The sequence below is a fragment of the Bacillus sp. FSL R9-9410 genome, from assembly GCF_038050385.1.
Lineage (GTDB): Bacteria > Bacillota > Bacilli > Bacillales > Bacillaceae_G > Bacillus_A > Bacillus_A cereus_U.
The window spans coordinates 4,253,094-4,271,348 of record NZ_JBBOTV010000001.1; the positions used below are offsets into that span (position 1 = coordinate 4,253,094).

Here is an 18,255-nt window from a genome sequence, read left to right on the forward strand (position 1 = left end):
CATAAAGAAATGCATTCATACGGGGCACAACTAATTGTCCAAATAAAATATCTCCATAACATATTGAAAACAATCCGTATGATCAATATATAGGAGGGGTTTTATGAAAAGAAAACTATTAACCATTGTTGCGAGTATTACATTATGCACATCCTTCATACTAGGAGCCTGTAGTAAGGAAAGCTCTACCACTTCATCTAATGGTGAAAAAGAATTTCGTTATGCGATGAGTGGTTTATACAAACCTTTTAACTATAAAGAAAATGACGGGAAACTTGTCGGTTTTGATGTAGAAATAGGTGAAGCTCTCGGGAAAAAGATGGGAATGAAACCTGTTCCTGTTACAAATCCTTGGGAAACATTGATTCAAGGTCTACAATCAAAAAAATATGATGTGATATTAGGAAGTATGGCTATTACAGAAGAGCGATTAAAAGCCGTGAATTTCTCAAATCCATATTATCGCTCTGGTGCACAAATTTTTGTAGCTAAAAAGAATACATCTATCTCTTCTCCAGAGGACTTGAAAGGTAAAAAAATAGGTGTTGTAAAAGCAAGTACTTTCAAAACCCTTGTTGCAAAACATACAGATCAAATTACAGAATATGATAGTGATATTACTGCACTTATGGACTTAGAACCAGGACGTGTAGACGCAGTTATTACTGATCAAATGGTTGGTCTTCGTATGATTAAAGAAGGTAAATCCAATATAAAAGAAGCTGGAAAACCGTTAAACCTTGATGAAATGGGAATTGCTATTCATAAAGACAATAAAGACATGGTCGAAAAGGTAAATAAAGCGCTAGATGAAATCATTAAAGACGGCACGTATGAAAAGATTAGTAAGAAATGGTTTGGGCGTAATATTCTTGGAGACGAGGCAAAAACAAAGTAAGTTGGCTATTCAAAGATTTCATAAATCATGCCCCACTTTTTATGTGGGGCATTTCATTCCTACTAAAATCCATACAATATGAGGTGACACATATGTTTGAAATTTTTATCTCTACCTATCCCACACTGTTAAAGGCTACTATTGTCACATTACAATTAACATTAACATCCCTATTACTCGGTTCACTAATTGGATTACTAGTCGCTTTCTTTCGAATCTCTAACAATAAGGTTTTAAATAGTATTGCTCATGTATACATCGCCATTATTCGTGGTACACCTTTAATTGTTCAAATTGCTATTCTCTATTTTGGGATTACATCTGTTGTTGTTTTTACCCCTTTTTGGGCAGGAGCAATCGCTTTAGCCATTCATAACGGTGCATATATTACTGAAATTTTTCGCGGATCAATTCAATCCGTTGACCGGGGACAATTAGAAGCCGCTCGCTCTTTAGGGATGCCTTACCCTTTAGCGATGCGCCGGATTATATTACCACAAGCATTTCGTCTGTCTCTTCCCCCTCTAGGGAACCAATTTATTATTGGATTAAAAGATTCTTCACTTGTCGCTTATGTAGGATTGTCCGAATTATGGGGATCAGGTTTATCCATCGCTGCAGGTAACTTCCAACAATTAGATACATATATAATCGTTGGTTTATATTATCTCGTACTTGTTCTTCTATTTACTTATTTTGTTAGTCTTCTAGAAAAAAGACTACAACGGAAAGAAAATAACTCTGTCCACGTCAAGACGAAGAACAAGAAAGAAGTTTCTTTATAACAAAAAGCAAGCTCTAAGAGAGCTTGCTTTTTCATCGTAAAATATATCTATTATTGATTTGCTTTTTTTATAGTCTCTTTTTCCTCTATATGTTCCTCACGATATGAAATATTATGAGGATCCAATCCATTTCCTAAAGAGCCATAGAAATGCTCCCTATGCGGATCAACTAATTCACTTCCGTGATAATACACACGTGGTGTATTCCAAAGTGCTGCCAATGCTTTTGTCATCGGCATTTCGTGATAGCGTTCCGGCCACATTTCTTTAATTTTATCTTTTACTAATGGATAGTATTTAGAACTCATAGCAGGAAACAGATGATGTTCTGTATGATATGAGAAATTGAAATGTAAAACGTCTACCCAGCGCGGCACTGTTACTGATAAACAGTTTGCTAACGGATCATTTACTGGAACAATTGGATTTAAGCGGTGATTTGTTGCGATATACGCCATTACAATAAAGTTAGCAATTAACAACGGAATCACGTATGCAAAGAACCACTTTGCAGGTCCCATAATAAACAATAAACTAATCCAAACTGTCCAGGGCAAAAGAAGTTGCAGCCATACAGATTTTTGATTGGATGACTTAAATTCTTTTATAAAATGAAAGAACATTCGAGTCGAATGTAACGTGAATTGAATTGTTAGTGACAGAAAACTAAAGAATGAACGTACATGAAGAGGCATGCGATATACCCAATTCAAAAACTTACTCTTTTTCAGTTTCTCAAATGTCGGCCATGCATCTGGATCATTCTCTTCATGCTGTGTGTGGACATGATGCGTTGCATTATGCCACTTTCTCCAAAGCTTTGGGCCAGTTGATAATGGCATAAATGCTATCGCACCTAAAAAATCACGAAGCCATGCCTTTCTTACAACTGTTCCATGTAAAATTTCATGTCCTAAAAATCCAAGTGAAGCAAAACATAATCCAAGAACAATTGCAATTCCTAGATTTACCCACACATTCAATTCAAATACACCGATCGTTATTAAACCAGCCAATGCCACAAGTAAATAAGCCAATCCACCAAATAAACGATTAGGAACTGGTTTAAATGCTTTTTTCGGCAAATGTGGTGATACACGCGCTGCATACCACCCAAACGTATGAAGCTCCTTCATCCTTTTGCCCCTTTCTTATGCCGCGTCCTGCGCAACTTGCATATATTGATTCTTGCTTCCAGATTGATTTTACTAGGTGATCCAAAAAGCATTTATCATAAGGAAAATATACTCACTCTATCGTCACTTATTTTTCCGCTTTTATTATCAATGAAAAACATTTCTCTTTTTACTCTCTATCAACCTTTCCACATGATGAATCATAACAATAGAATTTCTATATTGTCAACAACTTTTATGACCTAGTAATAAAAGTTGGTTATATTTTTATAATTATACTTTATTCCACTAAAGAAAAAGCATAGATTTCATAAGGCTTTATCCGCTATATATACACATCCACTTAATCAACACAGACTCTATCTCATTCAAGAACTCTCTATGTAATCAACAAATGGAATCACTTGAATTTAGCTTTATATAAATCCTACTTCTTCATACTGCCCCAATAAAATAATTATATTAAAATAATTTTATCTTTCGTTTAATAAAAATAGAACGCTACGAAAACAACATACATGAATTCCATATAATATGGAAATATTAAAAGGAAAATTGTTCTAATTTAGGAGGTTTTCAAAATGACAGATGACACATTTCCGCAGTTACCATCATCCTATTGGATTGAATCTACTCAATTTCCTACTTTTCCTCATTTATCCGAAAATATAAAGACAGAAGTTGCCGTTATCGGTGCTGGTATTACAGGCATTACCACCGCCTATTTACTCGCTAAAGAAGGAATGAAAGTCGTTTTAATTGATTCTGGTTCTGTTTTAAATGGAACAACTGGGCATACAACCGCAAAAGTAACAGCTCAACATGATCTCATTTATGATGAATTAATAAACAATTTTGGTGTTGAAAAAGCTCAACTTTACTACGAATCAAATAGTAAAGCTCTACAATTCATAAATGAGACTGTGCAAACATATAAAATCGACTGTAATTTCACAAATGAAGATTCGTATTTATATACAACTACCAATAGTGGCCTGCGAAATTTAACGAAAGAATATGAAGCCTATCAAAAATTAAATATACCTTGTGACTATGTTCAATCTCTGTCGATTCCTATTCCCGTACAATCTGCACTTGTGATGAAAAATCAAGCGCAATTCCATCCCCTCCTTTATTTAAAAACACTTTTAGAAAAGTTTGTGGAAATGGGCGGAATGGTTTATGAGCAAACAACAGCTATTGATGTGGAAAAAGGAGATTATCCACAAGTAATTACAAAGGGTGACCATCGCATCACTTGTAAATATATTGTCTCTTGTTCACATTTTCCTTTTTATGATGCTAATAGCTTTTTCTTTACGCGAATGTACGCAGAACGCTCCTATGCTCTTGCAATAAAAGCAAAAACAGATTATCCAGGGGGCATGTATTTAAGTATCGATGATCCAAAACGCTCCATACGTTATACGACAAGCAATGGAGAAAAGCTAATATTGATTGGCGGAGAGAGCCATAAAACAGGCCAAGGAATTAATACGATGCTTCATTATGATGCACTATATTCCTTTGCTGAATCTACTTTTGGAGTAGATGAAATTCCTTATAGATGGTCAGCGCAAGATTTAATCACGCTAGATAAACTCCCTTATATCGGACATATTAACGAAAGGAATCCAAATATATTTGTGGCAACAGGATATCGTAAATGGGGTATGACAACTGGAACTGCAGCAGCTCATTTACTGAAGGACTCCATTCTAAAAATCCAAAGTCCATATAAAGAACTGTTTGCACCATCACGTTTTCATGCAAATCCGGATATAAAAACATTTCTCTCACAAAACATTGACGTTGCGAAACATTTAATTGAGGGGAAAATTGAAACCGCATTACGTAAGCCAGAAGATCTTGAAGTTGGCGAAGGATCTGTTGTACATGTCAACGGTAAACGAGCAGGTGCTTATAAAGATAAAGAAGGAAAATTACATATCGTCGATACAACTTGCACACACCTTGGCTGTGAAGTTGAATGGAATAACGGTGATTGTACGTGGGATTGCCCTTGTCACGGTTCCCGTTTTTCAATTGATGGGGATGTTATGGAAGGTCCAGCAGATCAACCATTAAAGCGAGTTGATAACGAATAATTACAGATTCAGCGTGAATTTTCATTTACTCTCTTTTGTAAGACTAATCGTCACTAGCACCGTTTTCTTTATTCCTAAAACACAAAAAGAGCACAAACTCACTTGTGCTCTTTTTCATATACTTCAAACAACATATTTCGAAATAATGTATTCAAACTCTCAATATCAATCCCTAATCTCTTTTCCATCCCTTTCACATATTGCTGATAGTAATTAATTTGTTCTTCTAAAAATCGATTCAACACCTCAATTTTCAAACCCATATCTAATTCAGTACCCGCCTTTTTCTTTATTAACAACTTTTTAATTTCATCTAATACGCTACGTTCTAATGATAATTCTGTAATCAATCGATCAAATTCTACAGGAGGCAAAGTCGATTTCTCCTCTAACCATTTACAAGCTAAAATAGGACGTAATACATAAAAGTACTTTTTCAACTTTACATTCTCACCTTGTAAAAATTCACGATAGTTTTTTGAGGCCATATGTAAGTAATGATATATCGTTGATTTCGGATTAAAATCCTTTTCAATCATTTGCTGAAGCTGTTCTGGAAGATTCGAGTTTTTCGAATAAAAAATCGGTGATCGAATCCATTCGAGTAACGCTGGATTTGACTTTGCAAACAGTTGCAATGCCTTTTTAAAATCCCAGCCACTTATGTCTAAATCATCACTAATTGGGTATTCAATTACATCACGTTTATCATGAATTGATAAATACCACTCTACAGGACGTATATAAACAAACCTAACATCATAATCACTATCTTTCGATGGAAATCCCCACGCCCGGCTCCCTGATTCTACAGCAAATAAAATTTTCACATCATTCTCTTTTTCAATTCTTTCTAGTTCTAATTCAATTTTCTCTCTCATTTCATATCCTCCCCATTTTTTGATCATTTCCCTGGAAATTCGACAAATATAAGACTAATTTTACCAGATACTAAAATAGCTGTCAGAAAATTCCCGACAGCCTAACAAAACATCTATTTTTTCTTTTCAATTACAGTAACTGCAATTCGTTCAATCTCTTTTTGGATTTCTTCTCTATATGCATCGACTTTTGAAAAATCCATAGCGGCAATATAAATTCGTTCTAATTTATCACGAACTGATTTTGCCTTTGCTAAGAAAGACATCGCCTCATTCATTTTTGTTTTATACTGAATTGAAACGTCGCGAATTTCCGTAGCATATTTTTCATCTGTCCCTGGTGCAACAATGAGATCATACATATCGATAATCTCATCCCCCTCACGGCTTGGGAAGTATTCATGCGGTGCTGTGCTATCAAAAATTGCAAATCCTAATTCCCTTACAATAATCATATCGAGACTATTTGGATCAAATCCACAATGATACACTTCTACTTCAAACCCTTTTTCTTCTGCTGCCTTTGCTAATTTTTTAAGCATTGTTGATTTTCCAGAACCTGGGCGACCTTTTATAAAATAGCGATGCGGAAGCCCTTCTGTCAAATTAGGAACGAAATCAACTGCTCCCTTCGGTGTAGCAGCCCCTAAGAAACGATGTTTCACAATTGATTTCTTCCCGCCTTTATCTGCAAATAATTTCTGTATAAGCTGATCTGTTAATTCGTTTGCTTTATTAAAATCAATATTATTAATATATATTTTCTCCCACTCATCATGTATAACTAGCGCCTCTTTAAAACACCCGTAAGCTGCTTGAAAGGCTTTGCTTGCTTCTGAAACAAATCGTTCAATCTCTATTTTCTGCTTTCTTAATTTATCTGAGTCCCAAGCAACACCTAAATTTATATACTCTTCAACAACTCCAGGCATTTTCGGCTCAATAACGTGCGGTGATGTACCGTCAACAATCCCTACTTTTAATTTTGGAATAATCACACCATCAACTGATTTATTGTCAGAAGAACAATGTAAAAATTCAATATTATACCCTTTATCGACCCATTCACGCCCTATTGCCTTTATTAAAGAAGATTTTCCCGTTCCTGGGCCTCCCTTTAAAATAAACAACCTGTCTAACCCCTTCAAATTCTCTTCGTATAAGCTGTGAAATCCTCTAGCTGTATTTCCACCGGCATAATAATTCAATACATTCCCTGTCACTGCACTCACTCCTTCGCAGCATTCTACTTACATAAGCTACAATATGCGAAAATCTTTATTTGGGTGAATACCTATTTTGTATTGCACTAAAAAAGCAAAGATCATTTTTGACCTTTGCTTTTATATTTTTTATTTAAGTTAAGAAAGAATTGTTCCACCCTTGGACGTACCCAAGCTAAATAATCTTTATCTTTTTTCTTTGTACAAGCTATCTCTTCTCCATCTACCATTCCGACAAGCTCTAGTTCTAACAGTTGCCTCGTGAATGTTAGCATATTTACTTCTTCTGCTGGATACTCTTCTTTTAATTTCTCCTCAATTTCTCCCAATGAAAAACCGTCACGCATCATTGCTAGTGCATCAATCCAAAGTGGCGGCATTTCATATGTTTCTCCTGTAATTGTATCTTTTACAATATAATTTAATCTCTCTTTTCGAAATTGAATTGTGTGTAAACATACAGTTGAATTCAATGTTAATTCCATCATACCACCCCTTTCATCATATCTGCATAGAAAAAAGGATGCGCGTGCACCCCTACTTTTCTTTTCATAACACTACCGAACCGTTACATGAGCTAAAAGCTCTATGTCGATATTTTCCTCCATTATAAACGAAGTGTTTTATAAAAAAAACCCTTCTTTAAACATTTTATAAAATGTTTATATTTACACAACAAGAACACTTTTCTGAAAAGTAATTTCGTCTAATGTACTACACTGTTGGTAAATAAATTTCCACTTTCGTTCCTACCCCCATACTACTTTGAATCACGATACTCCCTTGATGTTCTTCAATAATTTTATATGTAATCATTAATCCAAGGCCTGTACCATTCTCTTTTGTTGTATAAAAAGCTTTTCCGATCTTTTCTATTTTCTCATTTTCTATCCCAAAACCTTGATCTTCAACAGAAATACACAAGTTCTCTCCAACTTTTCCATATGCATGAATCTGAATATTTCCACCTTCTGGCATCGATTCAATTCCATTTTTGATGATGTTTAACAACACTTGTTTTAATTGCTTATCATCACCATTTATAACGGGTAAATTTCCATCTACTTGCAAATGAAATTTCACTTTATATTGAGTTGCATAACTTTCCATTAACTGCACAACATATAAAAGGATTTCCCTTATATTACACCATTCATAATTTGTTGGCTTCGGCTTTCCCAATAACATCAATTCACTAACGAATCCATTAATCCTCTCAATTTCTTGTAACATAATTTCATAACTCATCGCATCTGCAGGATTTCTTTCTTTTTGGATTTGTGTAAATCCTTTTAAAGCCGTTAACGGATTTCGAATTTCATGAGCAATTGTTGTAGACATAGTCCCAATAACCGCTAAATTTTCTGTCTCTTTCATACTGTTCATCATCTCAACAACTGTCCTTACATAAGATTGAAATCTCTTTAATAAAGAATGCGAAATGATGAAAAAGAATATACATAATACAAGCGGAATCACAACTTTTACATCTTGTAATATCAAAGTAAAAAATACATATTTTCCAATTACACTACAGGAAACGAAATAAAAATATTTTCTATTCACGAAAATCGGTGCAAATAAAATTAAAAATATTTCAACCATATTTCCATTTTCAAAAACACGATCACTGTGTAAATAAATCATTAAGTTATTAATAAGATCAATAAGCATATACCCAATTAAAAATAAATATTTTACAAAATATACATAACCTTGTTTTTGAAGATATATTGAAATGGGAAATAAAGATATTACTAGTATATATACACCTATCCCCATACCACCTTCTGGCCACCCTACCCTTGCTTCATTAATATTCATGGCAGGATAAACGAAATAATAAATAACATCATATAAAAAGAATATAATATAGAATAATAATATAAATACTTTTAAAGCTTCTCTTTCTTCATAAATCAAGCTCTTGTATTTGTTCATATAAAAACTCCTCTTGATCAATACCAAAAAAAACATTTCAACTATTATCTCTTTAAATTATAATTATGAAATTGCTTTCAGAGCAACATGTAACCTTCTCATACTATAAAAGGAAGGAGATACAGCTCCTTCCTTTTCAGTCACAATTTATATCCATCTTACCCTATCATTTAGCAATCCATCTGTAAAACTATTATGTCCTACTACAAAATCCTTCATATATAAATTTAAATATTCCCCATACTTACTTTCAGTATTTAATAATAATTCTTCTACATAATAAGCACCTTGTCCAAAAGTATCTAACAGTAAGCTACATAAGCCAGCATAAATTCCACACCCTACTTGAAAGTACGTCGCATTTGTTTTATATTTTCGAAAAACTTGGCTACTATTCATTACATTATACATGTATGTCTCGTTATTTTCATAAACGAGTAACACACCGACTAAATCTTCTCCTATAATATCATCTTCTGCTGGATTAAATACTTTACGATTCCAATTCCATAAATCTTCCACTTTATCTAAGTTCTGTCTAATTAAGTTTGTTGTATACTCATTGATCCGATAAAGAAAACCCACTTCCATATTAAAAGATTTCCCCAAAATTAAAACTTCTTCATGCGGCATTAAGCAACCATAAAATTCTTTTTCACCTAACTTTACTTTATACTCTGAAGCATATACATCCTCATAAAAGTAAAGTGGACGATGATGGCTCATATACATAGGATAACTCCATATCGCTTCATCAAGAAAACGCTCTACTGCCCATGATGCATAAAGTGTATGAGGTTTTATTAGCCCTTTATCACCCAAAAATGAATTATCATGTTCTACAATATAGCATGCTCGCGGTTTTTCATTTGGACGTTCTTTCATAAGTTCAACAACCATCCATTGAACAACACCCGGATTCATACCTGAGCCTATAATCGCTCTTGTATTTGTAAATGTTTCTTTCTCCTTCTCAAACCTCGTATACCTTTCCGTAAGCTGAAAACCAAGTAAACTATCGTCTTGATCTACCGCCTCATTTTCCAAAGCCGAATTAATGTAACAAATGCCAAGGTCATTACAACAACTCAGTACCCTAATCGTATCTGCCCCTGAAACATCAATAACAACCTTCGTTCTTTTTTCTTTTAAATGTTGTTTAAATTTGACTACATCTTGAAGGTTTATTTCATATAAAAAAAATTGCTCTTTCAGATTTGGAAACAACTCATCATAATAACTTTTATCTTTTTGTTTTATATCCACCAAATGGAAGTTCATATTTTTTATCACTTCATAAATTGGATCTTTTTCATTTACTACCGCTTGATTCAAAATTGCTAACACTGCTTTTGCTGCTCCACCAGCACTGCCAAGCAATGTAATCGAAAACGAATTTGGAAACTGCTCCACAAACAAAACCCCTTTAATAAAGTAGTTGAGCAGCACTTCCTCAAAAAGTGAATTGAATACAACAAAAGGTAGCTCGTACATCTTTTTTATAATTTCGTACAAGATTACCTCTTTATAAGTAAAAACAGTAACATACTTATATATTCAATTCACTTGCCCCCTCATATCCAAATAGCGGTAAAAAAATAGGCTCGACCTTTTCTTCCGTATATATAAAAGAAAAAGCCAGCCCCTTTAACTAATCTACGGACAATGGACCGATTTCACATGTTGAATATTCACATACAATTTTGCATCACGAGCTTTTAATATTTCAATATGCCCTTCATCAATTTTCGCCATCTTTCCGATTTTGTTAGATTCTTCACCTAAATCAAACACCATAATTTTCCCAGACATTTTAATAAGCTGTTCTTCGAACGTTCTAGCTAAAGTAATATTTAAGGGATTTACGGGGAGTTCATTTTTATTGAGGGAATAAGGTACTTGGTTCTCTTTATAAGGAATTAACCATTTCAAATGCTTTAAAGATATATATACTGTTTTGTAAACAGGGCTATAAAAAACAATATAATCGTTCATAACACTTGTAACATAACCATGTATCGGAGCATTTCCTGCCACATAAATTTCTGTAAAAATCCCTTTAGATGTGATTAATACTTTTCTCAAAGAAATTGAAGGGGATTCCCTCTTAATTACAGAATCCACATCTGGTTTTAATATTTCTTCATCATGCTCTCTTAAAAATTTATAATATTGGATATGGTATAAAGATATATATACATAGTCTTGTCCATTGTAGAGAACAACAATATCATTTCCTACATCAATTAATACACCTTTAAATCTTTTTTCACCGATTAATTTAACGTATATATTTTCCCCAATGTTCTTGTTTAACTCATTCATCTATATCCTCCTTTCTATGAAATTACAATTTTCCTGTCATTCATTTCTAAAAAAATAATCAGGGGCAGTGTTCTGTCTTTTAATAGTAAGAAATCCTTTTCATATACAGCGAAATAAGAAATCGTTCTTCCATTTCAATCATAATGCCCCTCTTATTTATTAAACATTATTCTTCTTCATTCTTTTTATATTTAACTACTTGATTTACGCTTTTAATATGAAAATTAATCACGTAAATGACTTCTTCACCGTTTACTAGTGTGATACATCCGTCATGCACTTCACTTAATAAACCTTCCACACTCTCTGGTCCGCCACGATTAATCTTTATCCACTTATACTTCAAGTCACTTAATACATCTAAAAAAGTATCTTCATCAGAATAGAAACATGAACCATAGTAATCGTCACATTTTGTTTCTTTCACTTTCTTGACTAGACTCTTCACATGTTTCAGCTGATAATACACTACTTCTCCATGAGGTAATTGTAGCGTAAGGTAATCTTTTCCTAACGATAACAGTACACCTATTCGACTTTCTGGTCCGCGAAGATTTACTTTTACATTCTCACCGACTAAACCCTTGATTTGATCACAGCATAATACACTCTCCAATTTCGCATCCCCCTTTCTGTATTATCTTCCTCTACTTGATTGTCTTTGTGCGCGAGCTCGACTTGAATTATTGCTATTTTCATTACTTTTCTCATCGCTACTCTCATCACTCTCTCCACATACTGGTGCGTTATAATTAACACTTTTAATATGAGGTAGTGCAATTAACACAACTTCTTCTTTTATAATTAACGTTACATAATCGCAAGAAACGTCTTGTAAAATGCCTTCAACTTTCTCTGGACCACCACGGTTAATTTTCACCCAGCGGTATTTAAAACTTTGAAGTAACGCTTCAAAGTCCTCTGCACTATCGTCTTCCGCCCATCCGTAATCCGCTGCTCCACAATCTTTCGTATTTTTTGTAATACTTTTCAGATGGCGAAGCTGATAGTAATGGTACTCTCCTTTTTCATTCTCTAATACAAAGTAGTCCGCATATACCGCTACTATTATTCCTCTTTGAGATTCTGGACCACCCCTGTTTACTCTCACGTAAGATCCAATTAAGTCTTTCAAAAAATCACAATGAAATAAACTCACGAGAAAACCCCTTCCATTAATTTATAAGCTTTTGCACTGATAGTATATGTATCTGTACAGGTTACGTTCTCTATGTTTGTCCCCTGTATAAAAAAATATGCTTTTAACTAATAGTACTAATCCCTATAAAATCTTCTTTCCCTTAAAGTAACTCTAGGATTTCGGATGACCTTTTCATCCCTTAATATAAAAATCCCCCGTATTAAGATACATTTATGCATATCTTAATACGGGGGATTTTTATAAATTTAATCTTCGTCTTTAACATCCATATCTTCTGGAATTGGTTCGTTTAATATTTCTTCCACTAACTGCTTATATTTCTCCATTTGTTCTAAATGTGTATTAAACTGTTCCTTGTTTATTAAATATTGCTCTCCATCAAACAGTGCACGCACTTTCTTTCGCTGAATTAAGTCTTCAACATACGATTTTGGTAATTTCAAATACTCCGCAGCTTCTTCTATTGTTATATACAACGCGTTCATTCCTTTATTGTTTTTTCATATATACTGTATCTTACTTTATTTTTGTAAACAAATAAAAAAGATTTTGTAAATGCCGTTTAAAAAGCAGGTAGAACCATTCCATATATTGTATAATAATATAGTAAGTATTTTTTTAAATATAGAATGGTATCACCCATTTACACAAAGGAGCGTTAACATATGGCTACTCGTCACATCATTACAATGTTAGAAAAAACATTACAAGTTGAAACAGAAAACACAACTTCTCATTTAACTACATCTTTATCTGATCGTATTCTTTCTCAAAGCGTAGCAATACACGAAACCAATTGTTATCATACAATTGGTGAATGGTACAAAAATCATTTCTTATTCCAACAAGATGATTTCCTTTGGGCTAAATACGTTTTCTATGACGCATATTGTGAGTCTATAAAAAAACAAGGTCATCTTACAAAACGCGTTCGCCAAATATTAGAATCATTGGCTCGAAAACACGGAAAACAATACATTGCATCTATACTAAATATGCCATTTCCTAATGAACAGGCAAAAGGGACAGCATAAACCAATCCTAGATTCATTGTTTTCTAGAGAGATTACAAATAAAACGTTCATGTCACATGAACTAATGAAACCGGTGTCATGATAATGATTGAAGATATAATAAACAGGAAAACCCCCATTTACCTCTCTCGTCCATACGAATAGAGAAGTAAATGGGGGTATACTTGTTCCTTTATCCCGCTATTTGTGGGCGGTAAGACTCCCACCTCAAAATTCAGCGAATGCGAGGGAGTTAGGTGGGAGATCAACTGCCCGTAAAAGCCCGATTGGTGAAGGCTAATAATCAGTGGGGGGATGGACACCCCCCACTGATTAAAGTTTCACTTTATTATTTCATCATCTGCTTAATTAACTCTCGATTTCTCTTCTTAAATACTTCATTATGAGAAGAAACCATTCCGTACTCACTTGCATCGGGTTGAATAAATTGTTTCGCTTTATTCACAGCATTTCCAGCATCTTGGAACGCTCCTGCGATTAAATGTAATTTTCCGTCATGCTTTAAAATATCTCCAGCGGCATATAATCCGTCTACCGAGGACTCACTATTTGCATTCCCTGCAATATAATAATTATCAACAATAGCGACATCTAGCTCACTATTTTCCAATAATGTAATGTCACGTTCATATCCATGATTAATAATAACTTCTTCAACAGGTAAATGAGAAACCTCTCCAGTTTCATGATTTGTTAATTCTACATGTTCAATCGCTTCATGGTTATCACCGGCAATTAATTTTGTAATCGATGTATTAAAGAAACATTCCGCTGAACTGTTCATAAGTTGTTTTACTTGTGCCTCATGACCAGATAATTCTTCTTTTCTATATGTTAAATAAACTTTTTTCGCGATTGGTTCTAATTCATTCGCCCAATCAATTGCAGAGTTCCCTCCGCCTGAAATAATTACCGTTTTATCTTTGAAACGTTTTAACGATTTAACTGTATAATTTAAATTTGAGACTTCGAATCTCTCCGCACCTTCAATTGATAACTTTTGTGGATTCAATATACCACTCCCAGTTGCGACAATCACTGTTTTGGAAAAATGTTCTTCCCCAGAGCTTGTTGTTAACGTAAAAATGCCATCCTGATTACGAATAATTGATTCTATTTTTGTATTCAATACAACTTCAGGCTGAAATGTTAATCCTTGTTGTACAAGTTGCTCAATTAATTTCTCACCAGTAACCGGTAATAATCCGCCAATATCCCAAATCATTTTCTCCGGATAAACATGTATTTTTCCACCTAACTGTGGTTGGAATTCTATTATTTTCGTTTTCATCTCTCTTAGTCCACTATAAAAAGCTGAATAAAGCCCCGCAGGCCCTCCGCCTATCACGGTTACATCAAACAATTCTTCTTGATTCATTCGTGTTCACCCCTCAGCTACTAATAATTGATTATCATTCTCAATAAAATATAACTTGTTTTTATAAATTTTACAATCAAAATCACTATTGACAATACACCTATATAAAATTATAGTATTTAAAGAATCAATAGTGATAATCATTATCAATTTGTTAATTATTAGCAACTGTGAGATTACATCTTCTTCTATTACTATGGTGAATACTATATGGTAAACTCTCAAATTCAAGATTGTTAATAAGACTTTTGTATTACCACTAACTCTTCAAAAAATCAAAGCTAAACAATTTATTGTATATCACATATCATCTATCAAAAGGAGAAAGACGATGAAAAAATTATTTATTTCACTAACAGTTCTGTTCGTCCTTGTTATGAGTGCTTGTAGCAACGGTTCAACAGACAAGAAGAACGACGCAAAAGGTAAGAAATCAGAAACAATTACATACCAATCTGAAAATGGTAAAGTAGAAGTTCCAGCAAATCCACAACGTGTTGTTGTCCTATCATCATTCGCTGGTAACGTAATGTCATTAGGTGTAAATCTTGTTGGGGTAGATTCATGGTCTAAACAAAACCCACGTTTCGATAGCAAACTGAAAAATGTCGCTGAAGTATCAGATGAGAATGTTGAAAAGATTGCAGAATTAAATCCAGATTTAATCATTGGTTTATCAAATGTTAAAAATGTTGATAAGTTAAAGAAAATCGCTCCTACTGTAACATACACTTACGGAAAAGTTGATTACTTAACACAACACTTAGAAATCGGTAAATTATTAAATAAAGAAAAAGAAGCAAAAACTTGGGTTGATGATTTCAAGAAACGCGCACAAACAGCTGGAAAAGACATTAAAGCGAAGATCGGTGAAGATGCAACAGTTTCTGTTGTTGAAAACTTCAACAAACAGCTTTACGTATACGGCGAAAACTGGGGCCGTGGAACAGAAATTCTTTACCAAGAAATGAAATTAAAAATGCCTGAAAAAGTAAAAGAAAAAGCTTTAAAAGAAGGATACTACGCATTATCTACTGAGGTATTACCTGAGTTCGCTGGTGATTACTTAATCGTAAGTAAAAACAAAGATACTGATAACTCATTCCAAGAGACAGAATCATATAAAAACATTCCAGCAGTGAAAAATAATCGTGTATATGAAGCAAACATGATGGAATTCTATTTCAATGATCCACTTACATTAGATTTCCAACTAGACTTCTTCAAGAAGAGCTTTCTTGGTCAATAATACAAACAAGAGGAATTCTTAATTTAAGAATTCCTCTTCCTTTATTCTATGAAAAGAAAAGATGTGAAACTGATGAAAAAAGAGCAAGACAACCTACGTTCCAATGCTTTTACATACAAAGTAATTTTGAGTATCATTGCATTCTTTCTTATTTTTATGTTTGCAATGGTATTAGGTGCTGCAGATACTTCTATAAAAGACGTATGGTTAGCACTCACTTCCTCCGCTAAAGGAGACAAAATATCTATTATTCGCGAAATACGTTTGCCACGTGAAGTTGCTGCTATTTTTGTAGGAGCTGGACTTGCTGTTTCTGGGGCGATTATGCAAGGATTAACACGAAATCCACTTGCCGATCCGGGATTACTAGGCTTAACTGGTGGCGCAAATGCTGCACTTGCACTAACACTTGCCTTCAATCCTTCTATAAGCTACCTTTACTTAACACTAGCTTGCTTTATCGGTGCTGCAATTGGCGCTATTATGGTATTTGGAATTGGTATGGTGAAAAAGGGTGGACTTTCCCCTCTTCGAATTGTATTAGCTGGTGCTGCTGTTTCAGCATTTCTACTTGCAATCTCAGAAGGTGTTGGCATTTACTTTAAAATTTCACAAGATGTATCAATGTGGACGGCTGGGGGCGTAATTGGAACGAGTTGGAGCCAATTAAAAATTATTATTCCGGTTATTTCAATAAGTATATTTATCGCTATCTTACTTGCAAAGAAATTAACAGTTCTTAGTTTCAGTGAAGAAGTTGCCGTTGGACTCGGTCAAAAAATTATCGTTATTAAAACGATTTTATTTATCATTATTATCTTGCTTGCAGGTGCTTCTGTAGCACTTGTCGGAAACATGGCATTTATCGGACTTATGGTCCCTCATATGGTTCGTCCAATCGTTGGACCAGACTACCGTTTTGTTATACCGATGTCAGCGATCGCTGGTGCTTCCTTTATGCTACTCGCAGATACAATCGGACGTACAATTAACGCTCCGTATGAAACACCAGTTGCTGCAATCGTCGCAATTGTAGGATTACCATTCTTCCTATTTATTGTACGTAAAGGAGGAAAAACTTTCTCATGATGCAATCTATTCTAAAGAAACAACGCCTTATCATACTTGCATTACTTATACTTACCATCACAACAATTGTAATTGGAATGGGACTCGGTTCTGCCGCTCTCTCCTATGACAGATTAATTCCAACACTTATGGGACAAGGTACATTTAAAGAAGAATTCGTTTTATATTCTTTAAGGCTACCTAGAATCGTCATTACATTATTAGCCGGTATGGCACTCGCGTTATCAGGTGCTATATTACAAGGTATTACCCGAAACGATTTAGCTGAACCTGGTATTCTCGGCATTAACGCTGGTGCTGGTGTTGCAGTTTCTGTTTTCTTTCTATACTTTCCAATAGACGTAGGTTCATTTCTTTACCTACTACCATTCGTTGGATTTATCGGTGCGTTTCTAACAGCTGTTCTAATTTACGTATTTTCATATAGCAAATCAACAGGACTTCAGCCAATACGATTAACATTAACCGGTATCGGTTTTTCCTTTGCACTATCTGGAATAATGATTGTCCTTATTTCATCCGCTGATCGTATGAAAGTGGACTTTATCGCCAAATGGATTGCCGGAAACATTTGGGGAGATGACTGGACATTTGTTTTAGCAATGCTTCCTTGGCTAATCGTATTAATCCCATTTGTCTTCTATAAAGCAAATCGATTAAATATACTAGCATTAAACGAGCCAGTAGCAATCGGTGTTGGAATTGAAATTGAAAAAGAACGAAGATACTTATTAATCGCAGCCGTTGCACTTGCTGCCGCTGCTGTTTCCGTAACAGGAGGCATTAGCTTTATCGGACTTATGGCTCCTCACATCGCCAAATCTTTAGTAGGTCCAAGGCATCAAATATTCATGCCAATCGCTGTTTTAATTGGTGGATGGCTATTACTATTTGCAGACACAATCGGACGAAATATCGTTGAACCTAACGGTATTCCCGCTGGTATTGTCGTTGCTTTAATTGGTGCACCTTACTTTATGTATTTGTTGCTCAAGAAAGCATAAAGAAACCCCCTCAAGATTTTTTCTTGAGGGGGTTTTCATTTC

Annotated in this window: 18 protein-coding genes; 7 read left to right on the forward strand and 11 right to left on the reverse strand. The window is 34.4% G+C overall.

The annotated features are described in order from the left end of the window. Positions 1-103: 103 nt before the first annotated feature. A complete protein-coding gene (locus MKX77_RS22060) occupies positions 104-898 on the forward strand; it encodes an ABC transporter substrate-binding protein (RefSeq protein WP_215555098.1) in 795 nt (264 codons plus the stop codon). A gap of 92 nt (positions 899-990) precedes the next feature. Next, on the forward strand, positions 991-1,683 hold the full coding sequence (locus tag MKX77_RS22065; protein WP_215555097.1) for an amino acid ABC transporter permease: 693 nt from the start codon (positions 991-993) through the stop codon (positions 1,681-1,683). Between the two features lie 50 nt (positions 1,684-1,733). Here MKX77_RS22065 and MKX77_RS22070 read toward each other — a convergent pair whose 3' ends face one another. Further along, on the reverse strand, positions 1,734-2,819 hold the full coding sequence (locus MKX77_RS22070) for a fatty acid desaturase family protein (RefSeq protein ID WP_341307804.1): 1,086 nt from the start codon (positions 2,817-2,819) through the stop codon (positions 1,734-1,736). Positions 2,820-3,400: 581 nt separating this feature from the next. On the opposite strand from MKX77_RS22070, the gene MKX77_RS22075 reads away from it, so the two are divergent. After that, a complete protein-coding gene (locus tag MKX77_RS22075; protein WP_341307805.1) occupies positions 3,401-4,927 on the forward strand; it encodes an FAD-dependent oxidoreductase in 1,527 nt (508 codons plus the stop codon). Between the two features lie 98 nt (positions 4,928-5,025). Here the strand turns inward: MKX77_RS22075 and MKX77_RS22080 are convergent, their stop codons facing one another. From MKX77_RS22080 to MKX77_RS22120, 9 genes are all read right to left on the reverse strand, one after another. Next, on the reverse strand, positions 5,026-5,808 hold the full coding sequence (locus tag MKX77_RS22080) for a nucleotidyltransferase domain-containing protein (protein ID WP_341307806.1): 783 nt from the start codon (positions 5,806-5,808) through the stop codon (positions 5,026-5,028). A 113-nt stretch (positions 5,809-5,921) separates the two neighbouring features. Then, entirely contained in the window at positions 5,922-7,031 is a 1,110-nt protein-coding gene (locus MKX77_RS22085) for a PRK06851 family protein (RefSeq protein ID WP_341307807.1), read from the reverse strand. Positions 7,032-7,132: 101 nt separating this feature from the next. Beyond that, positions 7,133-7,516: a hypothetical protein gene (locus MKX77_RS22090; RefSeq protein ID WP_033714284.1), complete on the reverse strand. Its 384-nt coding sequence runs from the start codon at positions 7,514-7,516 to the stop codon at positions 7,133-7,135. Between the two features lie 229 nt (positions 7,517-7,745). Next, a complete protein-coding gene (locus tag MKX77_RS22095) occupies positions 7,746-8,972 on the reverse strand; it encodes an ATP-binding protein (protein WP_341307808.1) in 1,227 nt (408 codons plus the stop codon). Positions 8,973-9,119: 147 nt separating this feature from the next. Beyond that, positions 9,120-10,385: an S-adenosylmethionine decarboxylase related protein gene (locus tag MKX77_RS22100; protein ID WP_341307809.1), complete on the reverse strand. Its 1,266-nt coding sequence runs from the start codon at positions 10,383-10,385 to the stop codon at positions 9,120-9,122. Positions 10,386-10,628: 243 nt separating this feature from the next. Next, positions 10,629-11,297 carry a DUF2642 domain-containing protein gene (locus tag MKX77_RS22105; RefSeq protein ID WP_341307810.1) on the reverse strand — a complete coding sequence of 223 codons (669 nt, stop codon included), beginning with the start codon at positions 11,295-11,297 and terminating at the stop codon, positions 10,629-10,631. Between the two features lie 166 nt (positions 11,298-11,463). Further along, positions 11,464-11,913 carry a spore coat protein gene (locus MKX77_RS22110; RefSeq protein ID WP_341307811.1) on the reverse strand — a complete coding sequence of 150 codons (450 nt, stop codon included), beginning with the start codon at positions 11,911-11,913 and terminating at the stop codon, positions 11,464-11,466. 21 nt (positions 11,914-11,934) lie between these two features. Continuing rightward, positions 11,935-12,456, reverse strand: a complete 522-nt coding sequence (locus MKX77_RS22115; protein WP_341307812.1) for a spore coat protein — start codon at positions 12,454-12,456, stop codon at positions 11,935-11,937. 248 nt (positions 12,457-12,704) lie between these two features. After that, a complete protein-coding gene (locus MKX77_RS22120; protein WP_341307813.1) occupies positions 12,705-12,944 on the reverse strand; it encodes a helix-turn-helix domain-containing protein in 240 nt (79 codons plus the stop codon). Positions 12,945-13,124: 180 nt separating this feature from the next. Between MKX77_RS22120 and MKX77_RS22125 the strand changes: the two genes are divergently transcribed. Beyond that, positions 13,125-13,493, forward strand: coding sequence for a hypothetical protein (locus MKX77_RS22125; RefSeq protein ID WP_341307814.1), 369 nt, complete (start codon positions 13,125-13,127; stop codon positions 13,491-13,493). 328 nt (positions 13,494-13,821) lie between these two features. Here MKX77_RS22125 and MKX77_RS22130 read toward each other — a convergent pair whose 3' ends face one another. After that, entirely contained in the window at positions 13,822-14,871 is a 1,050-nt protein-coding gene (locus MKX77_RS22130; protein WP_341307815.1) for an NAD(P)/FAD-dependent oxidoreductase, read from the reverse strand. Between the two features lie 331 nt (positions 14,872-15,202). Here MKX77_RS22130 and MKX77_RS22135 point away from each other — a divergent pair, with 331 nt between their 5' ends. From MKX77_RS22135 to MKX77_RS22145, 3 genes are read left to right on the forward strand one after another with little or no spacing between them, the layout of a single operon-like run. Continuing rightward, positions 15,203-16,120: an iron-hydroxamate ABC transporter substrate-binding protein gene (locus tag MKX77_RS22135; RefSeq protein WP_002159458.1), complete on the forward strand. Its 918-nt coding sequence runs from the start codon at positions 15,203-15,205 to the stop codon at positions 16,118-16,120. 48 nt (positions 16,121-16,168) lie between these two features. Continuing rightward, positions 16,169-17,209, forward strand: coding sequence for a FecCD family ABC transporter permease (locus MKX77_RS22140; protein ID WP_341307816.1), 1,041 nt, complete (start codon positions 16,169-16,171; stop codon positions 17,207-17,209). Further along, on the forward strand, positions 17,206-18,213 hold the full coding sequence (locus MKX77_RS22145) for a FecCD family ABC transporter permease (RefSeq protein ID WP_341307817.1): 1,008 nt from the start codon (positions 17,206-17,208) through the stop codon (positions 18,211-18,213). The genes MKX77_RS22140 and MKX77_RS22145 overlap by 4 nt, the downstream gene beginning before the upstream one ends. Positions 18,214-18,255 lie beyond the last annotated feature (42 nt).

Bases quoted from the DNA above. Each gene is read 5' to 3' on its own strand.
- MKX77_RS22060 (WP_215555098.1), top strand. From the start codon at position 104: ATGAAAAGAAAACTATTAACCATTGTTGCGAGTATTACATTATGCACA.
- MKX77_RS22065 (WP_215555097.1), top strand. From the start codon at position 991: ATGTTTGAAATTTTTATCTCTACCTATCCCACACTGTTAAAGGCTACT.
- MKX77_RS22070 (WP_341307804.1), bottom strand. From the start codon at position 2,819: ATGAAGGAGCTTCATACGTTTGGGTGGTATGCAGCGCGTGTATCACCA.
- MKX77_RS22075 (WP_341307805.1), top strand. From the start codon at position 3,401: ATGACAGATGACACATTTCCGCAGTTACCATCATCCTATTGGATTGAA.
- MKX77_RS22080 (WP_341307806.1), bottom strand. From the start codon at position 5,808: ATGAGAGAGAAAATTGAATTAGAACTAGAAAGAATTGAAAAAGAGAAT.
- MKX77_RS22090 (WP_033714284.1), bottom strand. From the start codon at position 7,516: ATGGAATTAACATTGAATTCAACTGTATGTTTACACACAATTCAATTT.
- MKX77_RS22095 (WP_341307808.1), bottom strand. From the start codon at position 8,972: ATGAACAAATACAAGAGCTTGATTTATGAAGAAAGAGAAGCTTTAAAA.
- MKX77_RS22105 (WP_341307810.1), bottom strand. From the start codon at position 11,297: ATGAATGAGTTAAACAAGAACATTGGGGAAAATATATACGTTAAATTA.
- MKX77_RS22120 (WP_341307813.1), bottom strand. From the start codon at position 12,944: ATGAACGCGTTGTATATAACAATAGAAGAAGCTGCGGAGTATTTGAAA.
- MKX77_RS22125 (WP_341307814.1), top strand. From the start codon at position 13,125: ATGGCTACTCGTCACATCATTACAATGTTAGAAAAAACATTACAAGTT.
- MKX77_RS22130 (WP_341307815.1), bottom strand. From the start codon at position 14,871: ATGAATCAAGAAGAATTGTTTGATGTAACCGTGATAGGCGGAGGGCCT.
- MKX77_RS22135 (WP_002159458.1), top strand. From the start codon at position 15,203: ATGAAAAAATTATTTATTTCACTAACAGTTCTGTTCGTCCTTGTTATG.
- MKX77_RS22140 (WP_341307816.1), top strand. From the start codon at position 16,169: ATGAAAAGAAAAGATGTGAAACTGATGAAAAAAGAGCAAGACAACCTA.
- MKX77_RS22145 (WP_341307817.1), top strand. From the start codon at position 17,206: ATGATGCAATCTATTCTAAAGAAACAACGCCTTATCATACTTGCATTA.